The organism is Marisediminicola sp. LYQ85, assembly GCF_046600695.1.
In the GTDB taxonomy this organism is placed as follows: Bacteria; Actinomycetota; Actinomycetes; order Actinomycetales; family Microbacteriaceae; genus Marisediminicola.
In genome coordinates this window covers 853,018-866,854 of the sequence record NZ_JBKIWO010000001.1, presented here as the reverse complement: position 1 = coordinate 866,854, position 13,837 = coordinate 853,018, and the positions used below count along the sequence as shown (strand labels likewise).

Below are 13,837 nucleotides of genomic sequence, written 5' to 3'. Positions count from 1 at the left end.
GACATCTGCAGACGGGCGATCGGCGAAAGCCGGTCGCCCTTCTTGTTTGCCCGGTCGCCCCGCGTCGCCGCAGAACGAGTCAGCGCTCGGGCCAGCCCCCGTGCGAGACGAAGTCGGGGTCTTTCGTGCGCCTCATGTATTCCTGGAAGCTCGCCGCCTGATCGGAACACCACTGCGATTGCTTCGCGTGCAACTCGGCGAGATCCTCGCCGAGCTCGGCGGAGAACTTGCGCGCGATGGCCTGGGCGACCCGGCCCGCCGCGATGGCGTCCGCTGACGCGTCGTGAGCGTCGGTGAGCTCGACACCGTAGACGGATGCGGCGACCTCGAGCGTGCGCTTGCCCTTGCGATAGGTGTCCATCGCTCGATCGAGCACGAGAGGGTCGATGATCGGCGCGGGGGAGTCGAGTGGCGGCACGCCGTGCCGTGTCGCCTCCCGGTTGAGGAGCGTGAGATCGTATGGCGCGTTGTAGATCGTCACCGGCACGCGCTGAGCCAGAAGAGCTCGCAGGACCTCGACGATCTCGGCGACGACCTCAGCGGCCGGCCGCCCCTCGGCGCGTGCCCGCTCGGTCGTGATGCCGTGCACGGCGCTCGCTTGCGCGGGGATCTCGATCCCCGGGTCGGCGAGCCACTCCACGCCCGTCGCGACACCGTCGGCGTCGATCACGCCGACGTACGCCGAGACGATGCGGCTCGACTCGACATCGATTCCGGTCGTCTCGAGATCGAAGACGCCGAGCCGCTCGAACCAGGGTGCTGTCACACCCGCACCCTACGGTCGGCCACCGGCACCGGACGGCGTGCCGAGGTGCAGCCAGTAGAAGCTCTGGGTCGCGAGGGTGAGGTCGATCGTGCCGTTCTCGCTCACGGTCGGAAACTCGCCGCCGCCGAAGAGATCCCACGTGGCCGAACCCTCGAATCCCGGAACGGTGATCGACACCGACACGGGGTTGTGGGCGAAGCTGAAGACGCACAGCACGTCTTCGGGCGAGTCGCCGAACTGGGTGCCCGAGCCGCCGTAGGAGCGCACGAACGCGAGCACCGACTCGTGCGAGGTCTCGAGCACCGTGAGGGTTCCGAGGCCGAAGGTGGGGTGTGCCTTACGCACGTGGATGACGTTGCGCACCCAGTGCAGGAGCGACCGCGACTGCGCGAGCTGCGATTCGACGTTGATGAGGTTGTAGTTGTAGACGAGCGACTGCACGACCGGGAGGAAGAGCTTTCCGGGATCGGCCGTCGAGAACCCCGCGTTGCGGTCGGGGGTCCACTGCATGGGCGTGCGCGAGCTGTCGCGGTCGGGCAACCAGATGTTGTCGCCCATGCCGATCTCGTCGCCGTAGTAGAGGAACGGGCTGCCCGGGAGCGAGAACAGGAGCGCGTGAGCGAGTTCGAGCTCGGCGCGCGAGTTGTCGAGGAGAGGAGCGAGGCGCCGGCGGATGCCGATGTTCGATCGCATGCGCGGGTCGTAGGCGTACCAGCCGTACATCGCCTGGCGGTACTCCTCGGAGACCATCTCGAGGGTGAGCTCGTCGTGGTTGCGGAGGAAGACGCCCCACCCGGCGTTGTCGGGGATGTCGAGGGTCTCGGAGAGCACGCTGATCAGTTCGCCGGCGTGCTGCGAGCGCAGCGAGTAGAAGATGCGGGGCATGACGGGGAAGTCGAATGCCATGTGGCACTCCGGCTCCTCCTCGGTGCCGAAGAACGCGGCGACCTCGCGCGGCCACTGGTTGGCCTCGGCGATGAGGATGCGGCCGGGGTAGTCCCGGTCGACCATCTCGCGCAACTGCTTGATGAACTCGTGGGTCTCGGGTTCGCCCTCGCCGTTGCCACCCTCGGTCTCGAACAGGTAGGGGATGGCGTCGAGCCGCATTCCGTCGACCCCGAGGTCCATCCAGAACCGCACGGTGTCGAATACGGCCTCGCGCACACCCTCGTTCTCGAAGTTGAGGTCGGGCTGGTGCGAGAAGAACCTGTGGAAGAAGAACTGTCGACGGATGGGGTCGAACGTCCAGTTCGACTCTTCGGTGTCGACGAAGATGACGCGGATGTTCGCGTAGCCCTCGTCGGTGTCACGCCACACGTAGTAGTCGCCGAACGGGCCGTCGGGATCGGACCTCGACTGCTGGAACCAGTCGTGCTGATCGGATGTGTGGTTGAGCGGGTAGTCGATGACGATGCGCATGTTGCGCTCGTGGGCCTTCGTGACGAGGTCTTTGAACTCGTCGAGAGTTCCGAACTCGGGCAGGATCGACCGGAAATCCGACACGTCGTATCCGCCGTCGCGCAGCGGCGAGTTGTAGAACGGCGGAAGCCAGAGGGCGTCGATTCCGAGCCACTGGAGGTAGTCGAGCTTGCCGATGAGCCCCTGCAGATCACCCGCGCCGTCACCATTGCTGTCGACGAACGACCGCACCATGACCTCGTAGAAGACGGCTCGTCGATACCACTGGGGGTCGAGGGTCAGACCGGGCAGTTGGATGGGGGCGGTAAAGCTCACGTTCGTCCTCTCGACCAGACGGTCGCTATTAATGCATTCGTAACGAGTCTAGGAGGGGATCGAGCGCGATCGGACTGCCGCCGTCCCTATGCTGGACACCGATGTCACCCGAATCCCCGTACGCGCCCCTTCTCGCCTCGATTCCCCTCACCGTCAGCGAGGTCTCCGTGCTCGGAAGTCGCACGAGATATTGGGTCTACGGTCCCGCCGACGCCGAGCGGACGGTCGTCATCGTGCACGGCTACCGCGGCGAGCACCACGGGATCGAGCCGATCATCGCCAACCTCCCCGGCGTGCGCTTCGTGAGCCCCGACCTCCCCGGTTTCGGCGAGTCGACCCCGCTCACCGAGACCGACCACTCCGTCGCCGGATACTCGGCGTGGCTGGTCGCGTTCGTCGACGCTCTCGAGCTCGAGGCCGCCCCCATCGTTCTCGGGCACTCGTTCGGGTCGATCGTCGTGTCTCACGCCGTCGCGGGCGGCATGCGGCCGCTCGCGCTCATCCTCGTCAACCCCATCGCGACCTCGGGCCTCAAGGGGCCGCGCCAGTGGCTCACGGGTCTCACGGTCTTCTACTACGGCCTCGCCAAGAAGCTCCCGGCCCGGTGGGGTCGCCGATTGCTCGGCAGCTGGGTCATCGTGCAGCTCATGAGCTCGAGCATGGCCAAGACGAAAGACCGGGCGCTCCGCCGTTGGATCCACCGGGAGCACCACACCTACTTCAGCAGGTTCGCGTCGCGCGACGTCGTCGTCGAGGGCTTCGCCGCGAGCATCAGTGCCGATGTGAGCGAGTTCGCCGCGCAGATCACGGTGCCGACGCTCCTCGTCGCCGCGCGACTCGACGACATCACTCCCGTCGAGGCCCAGTACGACCTCACCGAGGCGATCGCGGGGTCGACCCTCGTCGTGCTCGACGACGTCGGACACCTCATCCACTACGAGGTGCCCGAGCTCGCGGCTTCCGCGATCACCGACTTCCTCGACACCCTCCCGGCATCGTGAAGATCCTCTTCGACTGTCGCTATACGCGCATCGGTCGGCACGACGGCATCAGCCGCTACACCGCGGGACTCGTCGAGGCGTTCTCGCGGCTGCACCCGGTGACGATGATGATCAGCGACGAACGCCAACTCGCGATGCTGCCCGACCTCCCGTGGGTCAAGATCCGCTCGGCGACGAGCCTCCTCGAACCGTGGGTGGCTCTGCAGATCAACCGGCACGACCCGGATGTCGTCTACAGCCCCATGCAGACGGTGGGGTCGGCGCACCGCAGGTTCCGCCTCATCCTCACCCTCCACGACATGGTCTTCTATCGCACGCGGAAGCCGCCCCGGGAGTTCAGTTGGATCGTGCGCACGATCTGGTGGGGGTATCACCTCACCTACGTTCCGCAGCGGATGGCGCTCAATCGCGGCGAGGCCGTCGTAACCGGTTCGTACAACTGCGAGCGCGAGATGAACGAGGTCTCGCTCACGGCGAGGCCGATCACGGTCATCCGCCCCGGTGTCGACGCCCTCGACCTCCCGCCGCGCGACCACGACGAGGCGAAGACGCTCGTCTACATGGGCACGTTCATGCCGAACAAGAACGTCGAGACACTCGTGCGCGGAATGGCCTCGCTGCCCGGATACCGCCTGCACCTCTTGAGCCGCATCGACGACGCGACGCGTGAGCGCCTCGCCGCCCTCGCGCCCCAGGGTGCCGTCGTCTTCGAGAACGGCGTCTCCGACGAGAGATACCTCGAGTTGCTGCGCTCCTCGACGGCGATGGTGTCCGCGTGCCTCGACGAGGGTTTCGGCATCCCCCTCATCGAAGCCCTCGCCGCCGCGACACCGCTCGTCGTGAGCGACATCCCCGTCTTCCGCGAGGTGGGCGGAGACGCCGCGAGCTTCTTCGAACCCCTCGACCCCGCCGCGTTCGCTCGCGCCGTGATCGAACTGGATCGCCCCGGGGTGTGGGAGGCGGCGTCGCTCCGCGCTCACGCGCACGCGGCCGACTTCTCGTGGGACGAATCGGCCGCTCGCCTCCTCGCGCTCGTCGAGACGCTGCCGGAGCGCCGCCGCGCGTGGTGGAGGCCGCGGCGTTCGCGCTCCCGCGCGCGCACGGCCACTCCCGTGGGCTAGGCGTACTGAGTCGGTACAGCTAGGCGTCGCGCGCGGCGACCGGGTTCTGCTCGACGAAGTCCTCGGCTCCGGGGTCGATCGACTCGAGCTCGAGAGGATCGTCGAACTCGAGGAGCCGCACGCCGCCACCGTCGAATCGGAAGCTATGCACCGAACCATTGGTGATGGGGATGCCGCGCAACTCGCGCACGTCGGGCTCGACGGTGTTGACGAGCGCGCGGATGACGCCTCCGTGCGTCACGACGATGATCCTCTGTCGCGGCCGACCCGCGGCCAGCGCGGTGAGCGCCGGGAGCGCCCGCGCCACGACCTGCTCGCGAGACTCCCGCCCGGGAACCGCGATCCCCGCGGGAAAACGCTCGTCGAGGGTGAGGTAGTCGAGGCCCTCGGCTTCGCCGTACGCCCGCTCGACGATCGCGTCGAGCCTCTCGGGCGAGGGAGCGCCGGCGGCCTCGGCGATGATCGTCGCCGTCTCCCACGCGCGCGACAGCGGGCTCGCGACGACGGCGTGCCACGAGCGGCGGGCGAGCAGTCGGCCCGTGCGAGCCGCTTGCGCGCGACCGGTGTCGTTGAGGGGGATGTCGGTGCTTCCCTGCACGCGACGCGCGGCGTTCCAGTCGGTCTCGCCGTGGCGCACGAGGTAGAGGTCGGTCACGAGGCGAACTCGCGCACGAGTCGCTCGAGCGACTCCGATGTTCCCCCGTCGACTTTCACGGTCGCGCGGGAATCGCCGCGCGTCTCTCCGCGATTGATGATGACGATGGGGAGCTTGCGCTTGGCCGCCTGGTCGAGCAAGCGGATGCCCGAGTTCACGACGAGCGACGACCCCGCGATGAGGAGGGCATCGGCCGCGAGCATGAGCGCCGTCGCCTCCTTGAACCTCTCTGTCGGGATGAACTCGCCGAAGAAGACGATGTCGGGTTTGAGGACACCCCCGCACACGGTGCACGTGGGCGTGACGAAGCGGTCGATCTCGTCGACGACGACATCGCCGTCGGGGCCGAGCTCGACGGCGTCGGGGGCGTCGAGCCACGTGTTCGCCTCGGCGATGCGCTGCGCGACATCCGACCGGGAGAAGCTCTGACCGCACGAGAGGCAGCGCACCCGATCCATCGTGCCGTGGAGGTCGACGACGTGTTGCGAGCCAGCCCGCACGTGCAATCCGTCGACGTTCTGGGTCATGACACCGTTGACGACCCCCGCGCTCTCGAGCCGGGCGATCGCCGTGTGCCCCGCATTGGGCCGGGCGCCGTCGAATCTCTTCCAGCCGAGGTGGCTTCCCGCCCAGTACCTCTTGCGATAGTCGGCGTCTTTGACGAACTGCTGGAACGTCATGGGGTTGCGGGGGAGCGCGCCCGCTCCGCGATAGTCGGGGATGCCCGAGTCGGTGCTGACGCCGGCGCCCGTGAGAACCGCGACGGTGCGCCCGCGCAAGGCATCGACCGCGAGGTCGAGTGCAGCGGGATCGGAGGCCGCGGGAACGCCGGGAGACGAACCGGCCGGGCCGCCGTCGAGAGCGTCGATCGTCGACATCCGTTCCTTCCGTGTGCGTCGCCGGCGTCGGGCGATTCGCCTCGAGCACCGGTGTGCCTACAGGATAGACACTCGAAGCTCAACACGAGGCGAGCCGCGGATGTTCCTCGCCGAGGACGCATCACGGGGTCGAGCTGCAGAGGAACCCATGCGCGAGGTCAGGATCACGACGATCGACGAGCCGGGTCTCGAGGACTTCGCGGGACTCACGGATGTCGCGCTGCGGCGCGTCACCGAGCCCGAGGGCGGGCTCTACATCGCGGAGTCACTCAAAGTCATCACGCGCGCCCTCGCGGCCGGACACCGCCCGAAGTCGATCCTCGTGATCGAGAAGTGGCTCGACGGACTGCGTCCGCTCCTCGCCGACCACGACATCCCGGTCTACGTCGGCGAGCCCGACGTGCTCGAATCCCTCACCGGATTCAACCTGCATCGCGGCGCCCTCGCGTCGATGCACCGTCCCCCGCTCGTGAGCCCCGAGTCCCTCCTCACGACAGCCCGGCGCGTCGTCGTTCTCGAGGACATCGTCGACCACACCAATGTCGGAGCGATCTTCCGCTCGGTCGCGGGCCTCGGGGCCGACGCCGTGCTCGTCTCCCGCCGGTGCGCCGACCCGCTCTACCGACGGAGCGTGCGCGTGAGCATGGGCACCGTCTTGCAAGTGCCGTGGGCGCGCCTTCCCGAGTGGCCTCGCGCGGGGGAGATCCTGCATGACGCGGGGTTCCACCTCGCGGCTCTCGCCCTCGACGATCGCGCCGTCGACCTCGCCGATTTCGCTGCCGCCGTGCCCGACCGCGTGGCCCTCATGATGGGTGCCGAGGGCAGCGGACTGAGCCGCGAGGCTCTCGCCGCCTCCGACAGCGTCGTGACGATCCCCATGGGCAACGGGGTCGACTCCCTCAACGTCGCCGCGACGAGCGCCGTCGTTCTCTGGGCTCTGCGCGAGCGCTGACCCCGCACCGCGACGCTCAACCAGCGCCGCGACGCTCAACCGACGGGCCCCGTCGTCATCCGCTCGCTCAGTCGAGCCCACACGCGCAGCTCGTCGGCCTCCCGCGCGGCGACGTCGAGAGAGCCCGCGTGGACGTACCACGTGACCGCGAGCGCGGATCGCACGGCCGCCCACCGCGTCGCGCGCACGGGGTCGCACCCGGCCGTGCGCGCCGCGACGCCGACGGCCTCGCCGAGACTGCTCACGGGGTCGGGGCCGCCGAACGGGGTGCCGAGCTGCACGACGAGCGGCCAGAGATCGAACGCCGGGTCGCCGATCATCGGTTTCGGGTCGATCGCGACCCAGCCGTCGCGCGAGCGCAGGATGTTTCCGGGGTTGAAGTCTCCGTGCACGAACGCCGAGCTCATCCCCGACCGCACGAGAGCGTCGACGTCGGAGAGAGCGGAGGGTACGAGGTCGAGAGCGCCGACCGACTGGAGCACGTCACGCTGCGCATCGACTCGAGACCGCGCGACGCGACGCTGCGCCGTCACGACATCGGCGAGCAGGGGGATGCCCGCGACGGGCCGGGTCGCCGAGAGTCGGGAGAGCAGTTCGGCGCCCGCCACGAGCGCCGCCCTCGGAGCGAGCGCCTCATCGAGAAGCGACTGCCCGGGGTCGACGCGCTCGAGCAACATCGACCACGTCCACGCATCCTGGGCGAGCACGGCGGGCGCGCAATCGCGCGGCAGGGCGTCGAGAGCGACGGCCTCGGCGATCGCCTCCTCGTGCGGATACCCCACCTTGAGCACGGCGGGGGAGCCGTCGGGGCGCACGACATCGAGCACGGTCGCCGAGATGCCGCCGGAGTGCGCGTCACCGACCGTGAGCCCCCAGCGGTGCACCATCGTCGCGACGATGTCGACGACTTCGGCGTCCCACGTCGACCGCTCGGGGAATGAGGCGATCCCTGCAGCTTCGAACAACCGGGCGGTGCGCATCGATCAAGCCTAGGCAGGTCGGCGAGGGCCCGGACGACACGATTCGATCGACCCGCGACCGAACAAGTACGATGAGCGGGTGGCGACGAAACCCGGCTCGATGCGTCGCCGGATAGCTCTCTCCGTGACGATCGCCGCCCTCGTCGCCGTCGCGACGGTGGGTGCCTACGTGCCACTGGCCCTCACCGCGCCGCTCGACTCCGCGACGTCGTCGACCGCGGAGTGGTCGCCCCCCGTCGCCCCTGAGACCGATCTCGATTGGCCGTCGTACGGGTCCGGCGCAATCGGTGCCGCCGGCTACGGCGCCGACCTCGCCGTCCACGGCGATCAGGGCTCGCGGCCCATGGCGAGCATCTCGAAGATCGTCACGGCGCTCGTCGTGCTCGACGAGGCGCCCCTCGGCCCCGACGAGTCCGGTCCGGTCATCGAGTTCACCGACGAGGACCTCGAGATCTATCTCGATTTCGTGCGCCAGAACGGCAGTGTCGAACCCGTCGCGCCGGGCAGCAGACTCACCCAGCGCGAAGTGCTCGAGCTCGTCGTCGTCCCCTCGGCCAACAACTACGCGGTCTCCCTCACGAACTGGGTCTTCGGCTCGCAAGAGGCCTACGTCGACGCGGCCGCCGAGTGGCTCGACGAGAACGGTCTCGATTCGACCCGGCTCGTCGAACCGACCGGTATCTCTCCTCGGAACGTCTCGTCGGCCACCGACCTCGTGAGAATCGGGATGCTCGCGCTCGACACCCCCGTTCTCGCGGAGATCGTGTCGACCCCCGTCATCTCCGTTCCGGGATTCGGGCCGATCGAGTCGACCAACCTCCTCCTCGGCGGCAACGACGGCGTCGACGGCATCAAGACCGGCAACACCGAGGAGGCCGGGTCGTGCCTCCTGTTCTCGACCGACGTCGAGGTCGGCGGCGAGAGCATCACCGTCGTCGGAGTGGTGTTGGGCGGGGAGACCCGCGAGAGCCTCGCCGCCGCCGTCGACGGTCTCCTCGACGATGTCCGGGCCGGCTTCACCGAACTCGTGGTCGTCGACGAGGGTCAGGTGTTCGCCTCCTTCGAGACCGAGTGGGGTGATAGCGCGCAGGCTGTCGCGAGCGAGCGGGTCGCCGACATCGTCTGGTCTTCTCCTCCCGTGACGACCGACGTCGTCGTCGACGACGTCGTGACGGCGACCGCGGGCGAGACCGTCGGGTCGGTGACGGTCGTCGTCGACGGCGTCGAGCAGACCGTTCCGCTCACCCTCGACGCCCCCCTCGAGGCACCGAGCATCGAGTGGCGATTGAGCAATCCCCGACGACTCATGCCCTGAGCGGCACTATGTAACCACGCCGGAATATCTCCACGTTCCGTCCAGACGAGGGTCTTATGGTCGTGTCATCCGTGAGAGCACCCGCTCACCATTTCGACTGAGAAGTCACTAGCCAGATCGAGGACCGCATGAGCGCCACCGCGACCGCGACGCCCGTCGTCACATTCACCAAGACGAAGCCGGGCGGCAACCAGAAGAACCCGACGACCGAGTATTCGGCTCTCTTGCGCACTGTGCGGGCCGAGGGACTGCTCGAGCGACGCACGGGCTTCTACGCCCTCATGTTCTCCCTCGTCACCGTCGCTCTCGGCGGGCTCATCACGGGGTTCGTTCTCCTCGGCGACAGCTGGTTCCAGTTGCTCATCGCCGCGGGCCTCGGCATCGTGCTCACGCAGTACGCCTTCCTCGCCCACGAAGCCTCGCACCGCCAGGTGTTCGAGTCGGGCAAGGCCAACGACATCGCCGGTCGAGTGATCGCCAACCTCTTCGTCGGCATCAGCTACTCGTGGTGGATGACCAAGCACAGCCGTCATCACGCCAACCCCAACGTCGTGAGCAAAGACCCCGACATCAACCCCGACTTCATCTCGTTCCTCCCCGAGGACGCCGCCAAGACGCGCGGCCTCTACGCGTGGATGACCAAGCGCCAGGGATACCTCTTCTTCCCCGCCCTCCTGCTCGAGGGGCTCAACCTCCACGTGCTCGGCCTGCGCACGGTCTTCGGCCGCGGCAAGGTCGACAAGCGCGGCGTCGAGATCACGATGCTCGTGACGCGACTCGGTGCCTACCTCGCCGTGCTGTTCCTCGTGCTGCCCGTCGGCCTCGCCTTCGCCTTCCTCGGTGTGCAGCTCGGCATCTTCGGTCTCTACATGGGAGCCTCGTTCGCCCCCAACCACAAGGGCATGCCCGTGCTGCCCAAAGACTCCAAGGTCGACTTCCTCCGCCGCCAGGTGCTCACGTCGCGCAACATCACGGGCGGCGTCGCCATGGACACGTTCATGGGCGGGCTCAACTACCAGATCGAGCACCACCTCTTTCCGAACATGCCGAGGCCGCACCTCAAGCGAGCGCAGCAGATCGCGAAGGAATACTGCGACACCCACAACATCGCCTACACCGAGACGACGCTCATGCAGTCCTACGGCATCGTCATCCAGTACCTCAACCGCGTGGGGCTCTCCGCGGGCGGCGACCCCTTCGACTGCCCCGCGGCATCCGCCTACGGGCGCTGATCGCGCAGTGCCCTGACGCGTCGGGTCACTCGGTCGACGACGGCTCGCGCATGCTCGCCGCCGTCGGCCGCTTCGCGTTGATGAAGTCACCCGACGACTGGTGCCGGATGCGGCGCAAGACCCACGGCATGAGGTACTCCCTCGCCCACGAGACATCGTCGTATCGGGCTTGACGCCACGGCCGGGGCGGGAGCGGCTCGGGCGCGAAGGGCTCGAGTTCGTTCTCGACGCCGAGGGTGTCGAGCACCATCCTGGCCACGGTGTTGTGTCCGACGGCGGAGAAGTGCAACCGGTCGGGTGCCCACATGCGGGAGTCCTTGAGTTGACGCAGCGCCCACATGTCGGCGACGACGACGTCGTGCCTGAGGGCGATCGCCCGGAGGTTCTCGTTGAAGATCGCGACCTTTCCCCGGGAGCGGTTGAGCACGGGGGTCATGCCGATGTCGGGCCCCGTGAAGATGACGACCGTCGCTCCGTCGACGCGCAAGCGCTCGACGGCGGACTCGAGCCTGGCCGCGACGACGTCGGGGTCGGTGTTGGGCCGGATGATGTCGTTTCCCCCGCCCGACATCGTGATGAGGTCGGGGCGCAACGCGAGGGCCGCGTCGATCTGCTCGTCCATGATCTGCTTGAGCAGCCGGCCGCGGATGGCGAGGTTCGCATAGGCGAGGTCGTCGGTCTTGGTCGCGAGAACCTCGGCCACCCGGTCGGCCCAGCCGCGGTTGCCTCCGGGAGAACGGGGCTCGGGATCACCGAGTCCCTCGGTGAACGAGTCGCCGATCGCGACGTAGCGCGACCAGGGGTGCTGCTGAGTCATGACCCCAGAGTGCCGCACGCGGCCAGCAGATTCAAAGTACAGTCGGAGCCCATCAGGCGGCTCTCTCCAGCTCTCGCACAGGTCGGCTGCTTACGTCAACCCTCCGCGGGATGAAACTGCCTGTGCGAGAATTTCTAGCTGCGCCGGTAATCCGGCGCCGCAACTCGATCGACTGGGAGGTCGTCATGGGAATCATCGGATGGATTGTACTCGGACTGTTGGCTGGAGCCATTGCTAAGGCAATTCTGCCCGGACGCCAGGGCGGCGGATGGATCATCACGCTTGTACTCGGCGTCGTCGGAGCGCTCCTCGGTGGATTCATCGGTAGCGCGCTCTTCGACATCGGACTCGAGGACTTCTTCTCGATCCAGACCTGGATCGTCGCGATCCTCGGTTCGCTCCTCGTTCTCGTCATCTACGGTTTCATCACCGGACGCAGCCGCAAGGCGTAACGAGCACCACAGCACCACAGCTTTCGAACTCCTCGCCCCCAGGGCGGGGAGTTCGTTCGTTAACACTCCGGTCTGGTCCAGAGCGACGGCCGATGTCGGTGTGCTCCGGTAAAGTCGACTCGAGTGAGCACCCCCTCGACCTTCGGCACCTCGGCAGCAGAACACCTGTCGCCGGCGTTTCCCGAACGGGCGGCGCGAGGCACCGCCGAGCGGCTGCGGGCCTGGCAGGCCGAGGCTCTCGACCTTTACTTCGAGAAAGAACCGCGCGACTTCCTTGCGGCCGCGACACCCGGGGCAGGCAAGACCACGTTCGCGCTGAGGCTCGCCGCCGAACTCCTCGCCCGCCGCGCCATCGACCGCATCACGGTCGTCGCGCCGACCGAGCACCTCAAACGCCAGTGGGCCGAAGCCGCCCACCGCGCGAGCATCCGCCTCAATCCGGCGTTCCGCAACAACCACGGAACCGGGGGGCGGCAGTATCACGGGGTCGTCGTGACCTACGCGCAAGTGGCGATGGCCCCCGCGCTGCACCGCTCGCTCACCGAAGACCGCCGCACCCTCGTGATCCTCGACGAGGTGCACCACGGCGGCGACGCCCTGAGCTGGGGCGACGCCATCCGCGAGGCGTTCGAACCCGCGACGAGACGACTCTCGCTCACGGGCACGCCCTTCAGATCGGACACCGCACCGATCCCGTTCGTGACCTACTTTCCCGACGAGCACGGCATCCGCATCTCGCAGACCGACTACAACTACGGATACCGCCGTGCCCTCGAAGACGGCGTCGTGCGCCCAGTGATCTTCATGGCCTACGCCGGGAGCATGAAGTGGCGCACCAAGATGGGCGACGAGATGGAGGCGCGCCTCGGCGAGGGCGACACGAAAGACGTCACCGCGCAGGCCTGGCGAACGGCCCTGAACCCCGACGGCGACTGGATTCCCGCGGTGCTGCGCGCCGCCGACCTGCGGTTGAGCGAAGTGCGCCACGCCGTGCCCGACGCGGGCGGACTCGTGATCGCGACCGACCACTTCGCCGCCAAAGCCTACGCGCGCGTGCTCACCGAGATCACGGGCGAGAAACCCACCGTCGTGCTCTCCGACGAGAAAGAGGCGAGTGACCGCATCGACACCTTCTCTCACGACACGAGCCGGTGGATGGTCGCCGTGCGCATGGTGTCGGAGGGCGTCGACGTGCCGCGGCTCGCCGTGGGGGTGTACGCGACATCCGCCTCGACACCGCTGTTCTTCGCGCAAGCCATCGGACGCTTCGTGCGCACGCGGCGCCGAGGCGAGACGGCGAGCATCTTCGTGCCGAGCGTCAAGCCGCTGCTCGCCCTCGCGACGGCTCTCGAGCTCGAACGGGATCACGCCCTCGACAAGCGCAGCGACGATGACGGTCTCGACGACTCGCTGCTCGAATCCGCCGAACGCGAGGAGAAGGCATCTTCGGAGCTCCTCGACGAGTTCACGTGGGAGGCCATCGCGTCGACGGCGACCTTCGACAAGGTCATGTTCGACGGTGAGGAGTACGGCTCCCTCGCCGAACCCGGGAGCCCCGAGGAGTTCGACTTCATCGGGATTCCTGGGCTACTCGAACCCGAGCAGGTGAGCGACCTGCTCAAGCAGCGGCAGGCGAGGCAGTCGCGGCGGTCGTCGGACCGTGACCGCCGTCGGGAGGACGCGGGCGAGCCCGCCCCCGAGCCGCCCGCGGCGCTCTACCGGACCCTCGCCGAGCAGCGCAAACTGCTCAACAGCCTCGTGGGGCTGCGCGCCAAGCGCACGGGGGAGCCGCACGGACTCATCCACGCGGAGTTGCGGCGCATGTGCGGAGGGCCCGCGGTGTCGAGCGCGACCGTCGCCCAGTTGCAGTCGCGCATCGACCTGCTGCGCAAGAACGCGGCGCGCGGGCGCTGACGGGCTGCGGGCGGCCGCGG

The 13,837-nt window shown here is 68.1% G+C and carries 13 protein-coding genes; 7 read left to right on the top strand and 6 right to left on the bottom strand.

All coding sequences use genetic code 11. The features are described from left to right. Positions 1 to 79: 79 nt before the first annotated feature. Together ACLHG5_RS04045 and treS are read right to left on the bottom strand one after the other, a co-directional pair. Positions 80 to 766: a 3'-5' exonuclease gene (locus ACLHG5_RS04045; protein WP_411315481.1), complete on the bottom strand. Its 687-nt coding sequence runs from the start codon at positions 764 to 766 to the stop codon at positions 80 to 82. Between the two features lie 9 nt (positions 767 to 775). Then, positions 776 to 2,500, bottom strand: a complete 1,725-nt coding sequence (gene treS / locus ACLHG5_RS04040; RefSeq protein ID WP_411315482.1) for a maltose alpha-D-glucosyltransferase — start codon at positions 2,498 to 2,500, stop codon at positions 776 to 778. 101 nt (positions 2,501 to 2,601) lie between these two features. On the opposite strand from treS, the gene ACLHG5_RS04035 reads away from it, so the two are divergent. Further along, on the top strand, positions 2,602 to 3,501 hold the full coding sequence (locus ACLHG5_RS04035) for an alpha/beta fold hydrolase (protein WP_411317933.1): 900 nt from the start codon (positions 2,602 to 2,604) through the stop codon (positions 3,499 to 3,501). Beyond that, positions 3,498 to 4,622, top strand: a complete 1,125-nt coding sequence (locus ACLHG5_RS04030; protein WP_411317932.1) for a glycosyltransferase family 4 protein — start codon at positions 3,498 to 3,500, stop codon at positions 4,620 to 4,622. Before ACLHG5_RS04035 ends, ACLHG5_RS04030 begins: the two co-directional genes overlap by 4 nt. A 19-nt stretch (positions 4,623 to 4,641) precedes the next feature. Here ACLHG5_RS04030 and ACLHG5_RS04025 read toward each other — a convergent pair whose 3' ends face one another. Together ACLHG5_RS04025 and ACLHG5_RS04020 are read right to left on the bottom strand one after the other, a co-directional pair. Next, positions 4,642 to 5,277, bottom strand: coding sequence for a histidine phosphatase family protein (locus tag ACLHG5_RS04025; protein ID WP_411317931.1), 636 nt, complete (start codon positions 5,275 to 5,277; stop codon positions 4,642 to 4,644). Beyond that, positions 5,274 to 6,155: a Sir2 family NAD-dependent protein deacetylase gene (locus ACLHG5_RS04020; protein ID WP_411317930.1), complete on the bottom strand. Its 882-nt coding sequence runs from the start codon at positions 6,153 to 6,155 to the stop codon at positions 5,274 to 5,276. Before ACLHG5_RS04020 ends, ACLHG5_RS04025 begins: the two co-directional genes overlap by 4 nt. 148 nt (positions 6,156 to 6,303) lie before the next feature. Here ACLHG5_RS04020 and ACLHG5_RS04015 point away from each other — a divergent pair, with 148 nt between their 5' ends. Next, positions 6,304 to 7,107: a TrmH family RNA methyltransferase gene (locus tag ACLHG5_RS04015; RefSeq protein ID WP_411317929.1), complete on the top strand. Its 804-nt coding sequence runs from the start codon at positions 6,304 to 6,306 to the stop codon at positions 7,105 to 7,107. 35 nt (positions 7,108 to 7,142) lie between these two features. Here ACLHG5_RS04015 and ACLHG5_RS04010 read toward each other — a convergent pair whose 3' ends face one another. Next, positions 7,143 to 8,087: an aminoglycoside phosphotransferase family protein gene (locus tag ACLHG5_RS04010; protein WP_411315488.1), complete on the bottom strand. Its 945-nt coding sequence runs from the start codon at positions 8,085 to 8,087 to the stop codon at positions 7,143 to 7,145. Positions 8,088 to 8,166: 79 nt separating this feature from the next. Between ACLHG5_RS04010 and ACLHG5_RS04005 the strand changes: the two genes are divergently transcribed. Further along, positions 8,167 to 9,402, top strand: coding sequence for a D-alanyl-D-alanine carboxypeptidase family protein (locus ACLHG5_RS04005; RefSeq protein WP_411315489.1), 1,236 nt, complete (start codon positions 8,167 to 8,169; stop codon positions 9,400 to 9,402). A 128-nt stretch (positions 9,403 to 9,530) separates the two neighbouring features. After that, positions 9,531 to 10,634: a fatty acid desaturase family protein gene (locus tag ACLHG5_RS04000; RefSeq protein WP_411315490.1), complete on the top strand. Its 1,104-nt coding sequence runs from the start codon at positions 9,531 to 9,533 to the stop codon at positions 10,632 to 10,634. Positions 10,635 to 10,659: 25 nt separating this feature from the next. Here ACLHG5_RS04000 and ACLHG5_RS03995 read toward each other — a convergent pair whose 3' ends face one another. Beyond that, positions 10,660 to 11,451 (bottom strand): SGNH/GDSL hydrolase family protein, encoded by a 792-nt coding sequence (locus ACLHG5_RS03995; RefSeq protein WP_411315491.1) that lies wholly within the window; start codon positions 11,449 to 11,451, stop codon positions 10,660 to 10,662. A 185-nt stretch (positions 11,452 to 11,636) separates the two neighbouring features. Between ACLHG5_RS03995 and ACLHG5_RS03990 the strand changes: the two genes are divergently transcribed. Together ACLHG5_RS03990 and ACLHG5_RS03985 are read left to right on the top strand one after the other, a co-directional pair. After that, positions 11,637 to 11,903: a GlsB/YeaQ/YmgE family stress response membrane protein gene (locus ACLHG5_RS03990; RefSeq protein WP_411315492.1), complete on the top strand. Its 267-nt coding sequence runs from the start codon at positions 11,637 to 11,639 to the stop codon at positions 11,901 to 11,903. A 123-nt stretch (positions 11,904 to 12,026) separates the two neighbouring features. Next, positions 12,027 to 13,817 (top strand): DEAD/DEAH box helicase, encoded by a 1,791-nt coding sequence (locus ACLHG5_RS03985; RefSeq protein WP_411317928.1) that lies wholly within the window; start codon positions 12,027 to 12,029, stop codon positions 13,815 to 13,817. Positions 13,818 to 13,837 lie beyond the last annotated feature (20 nt).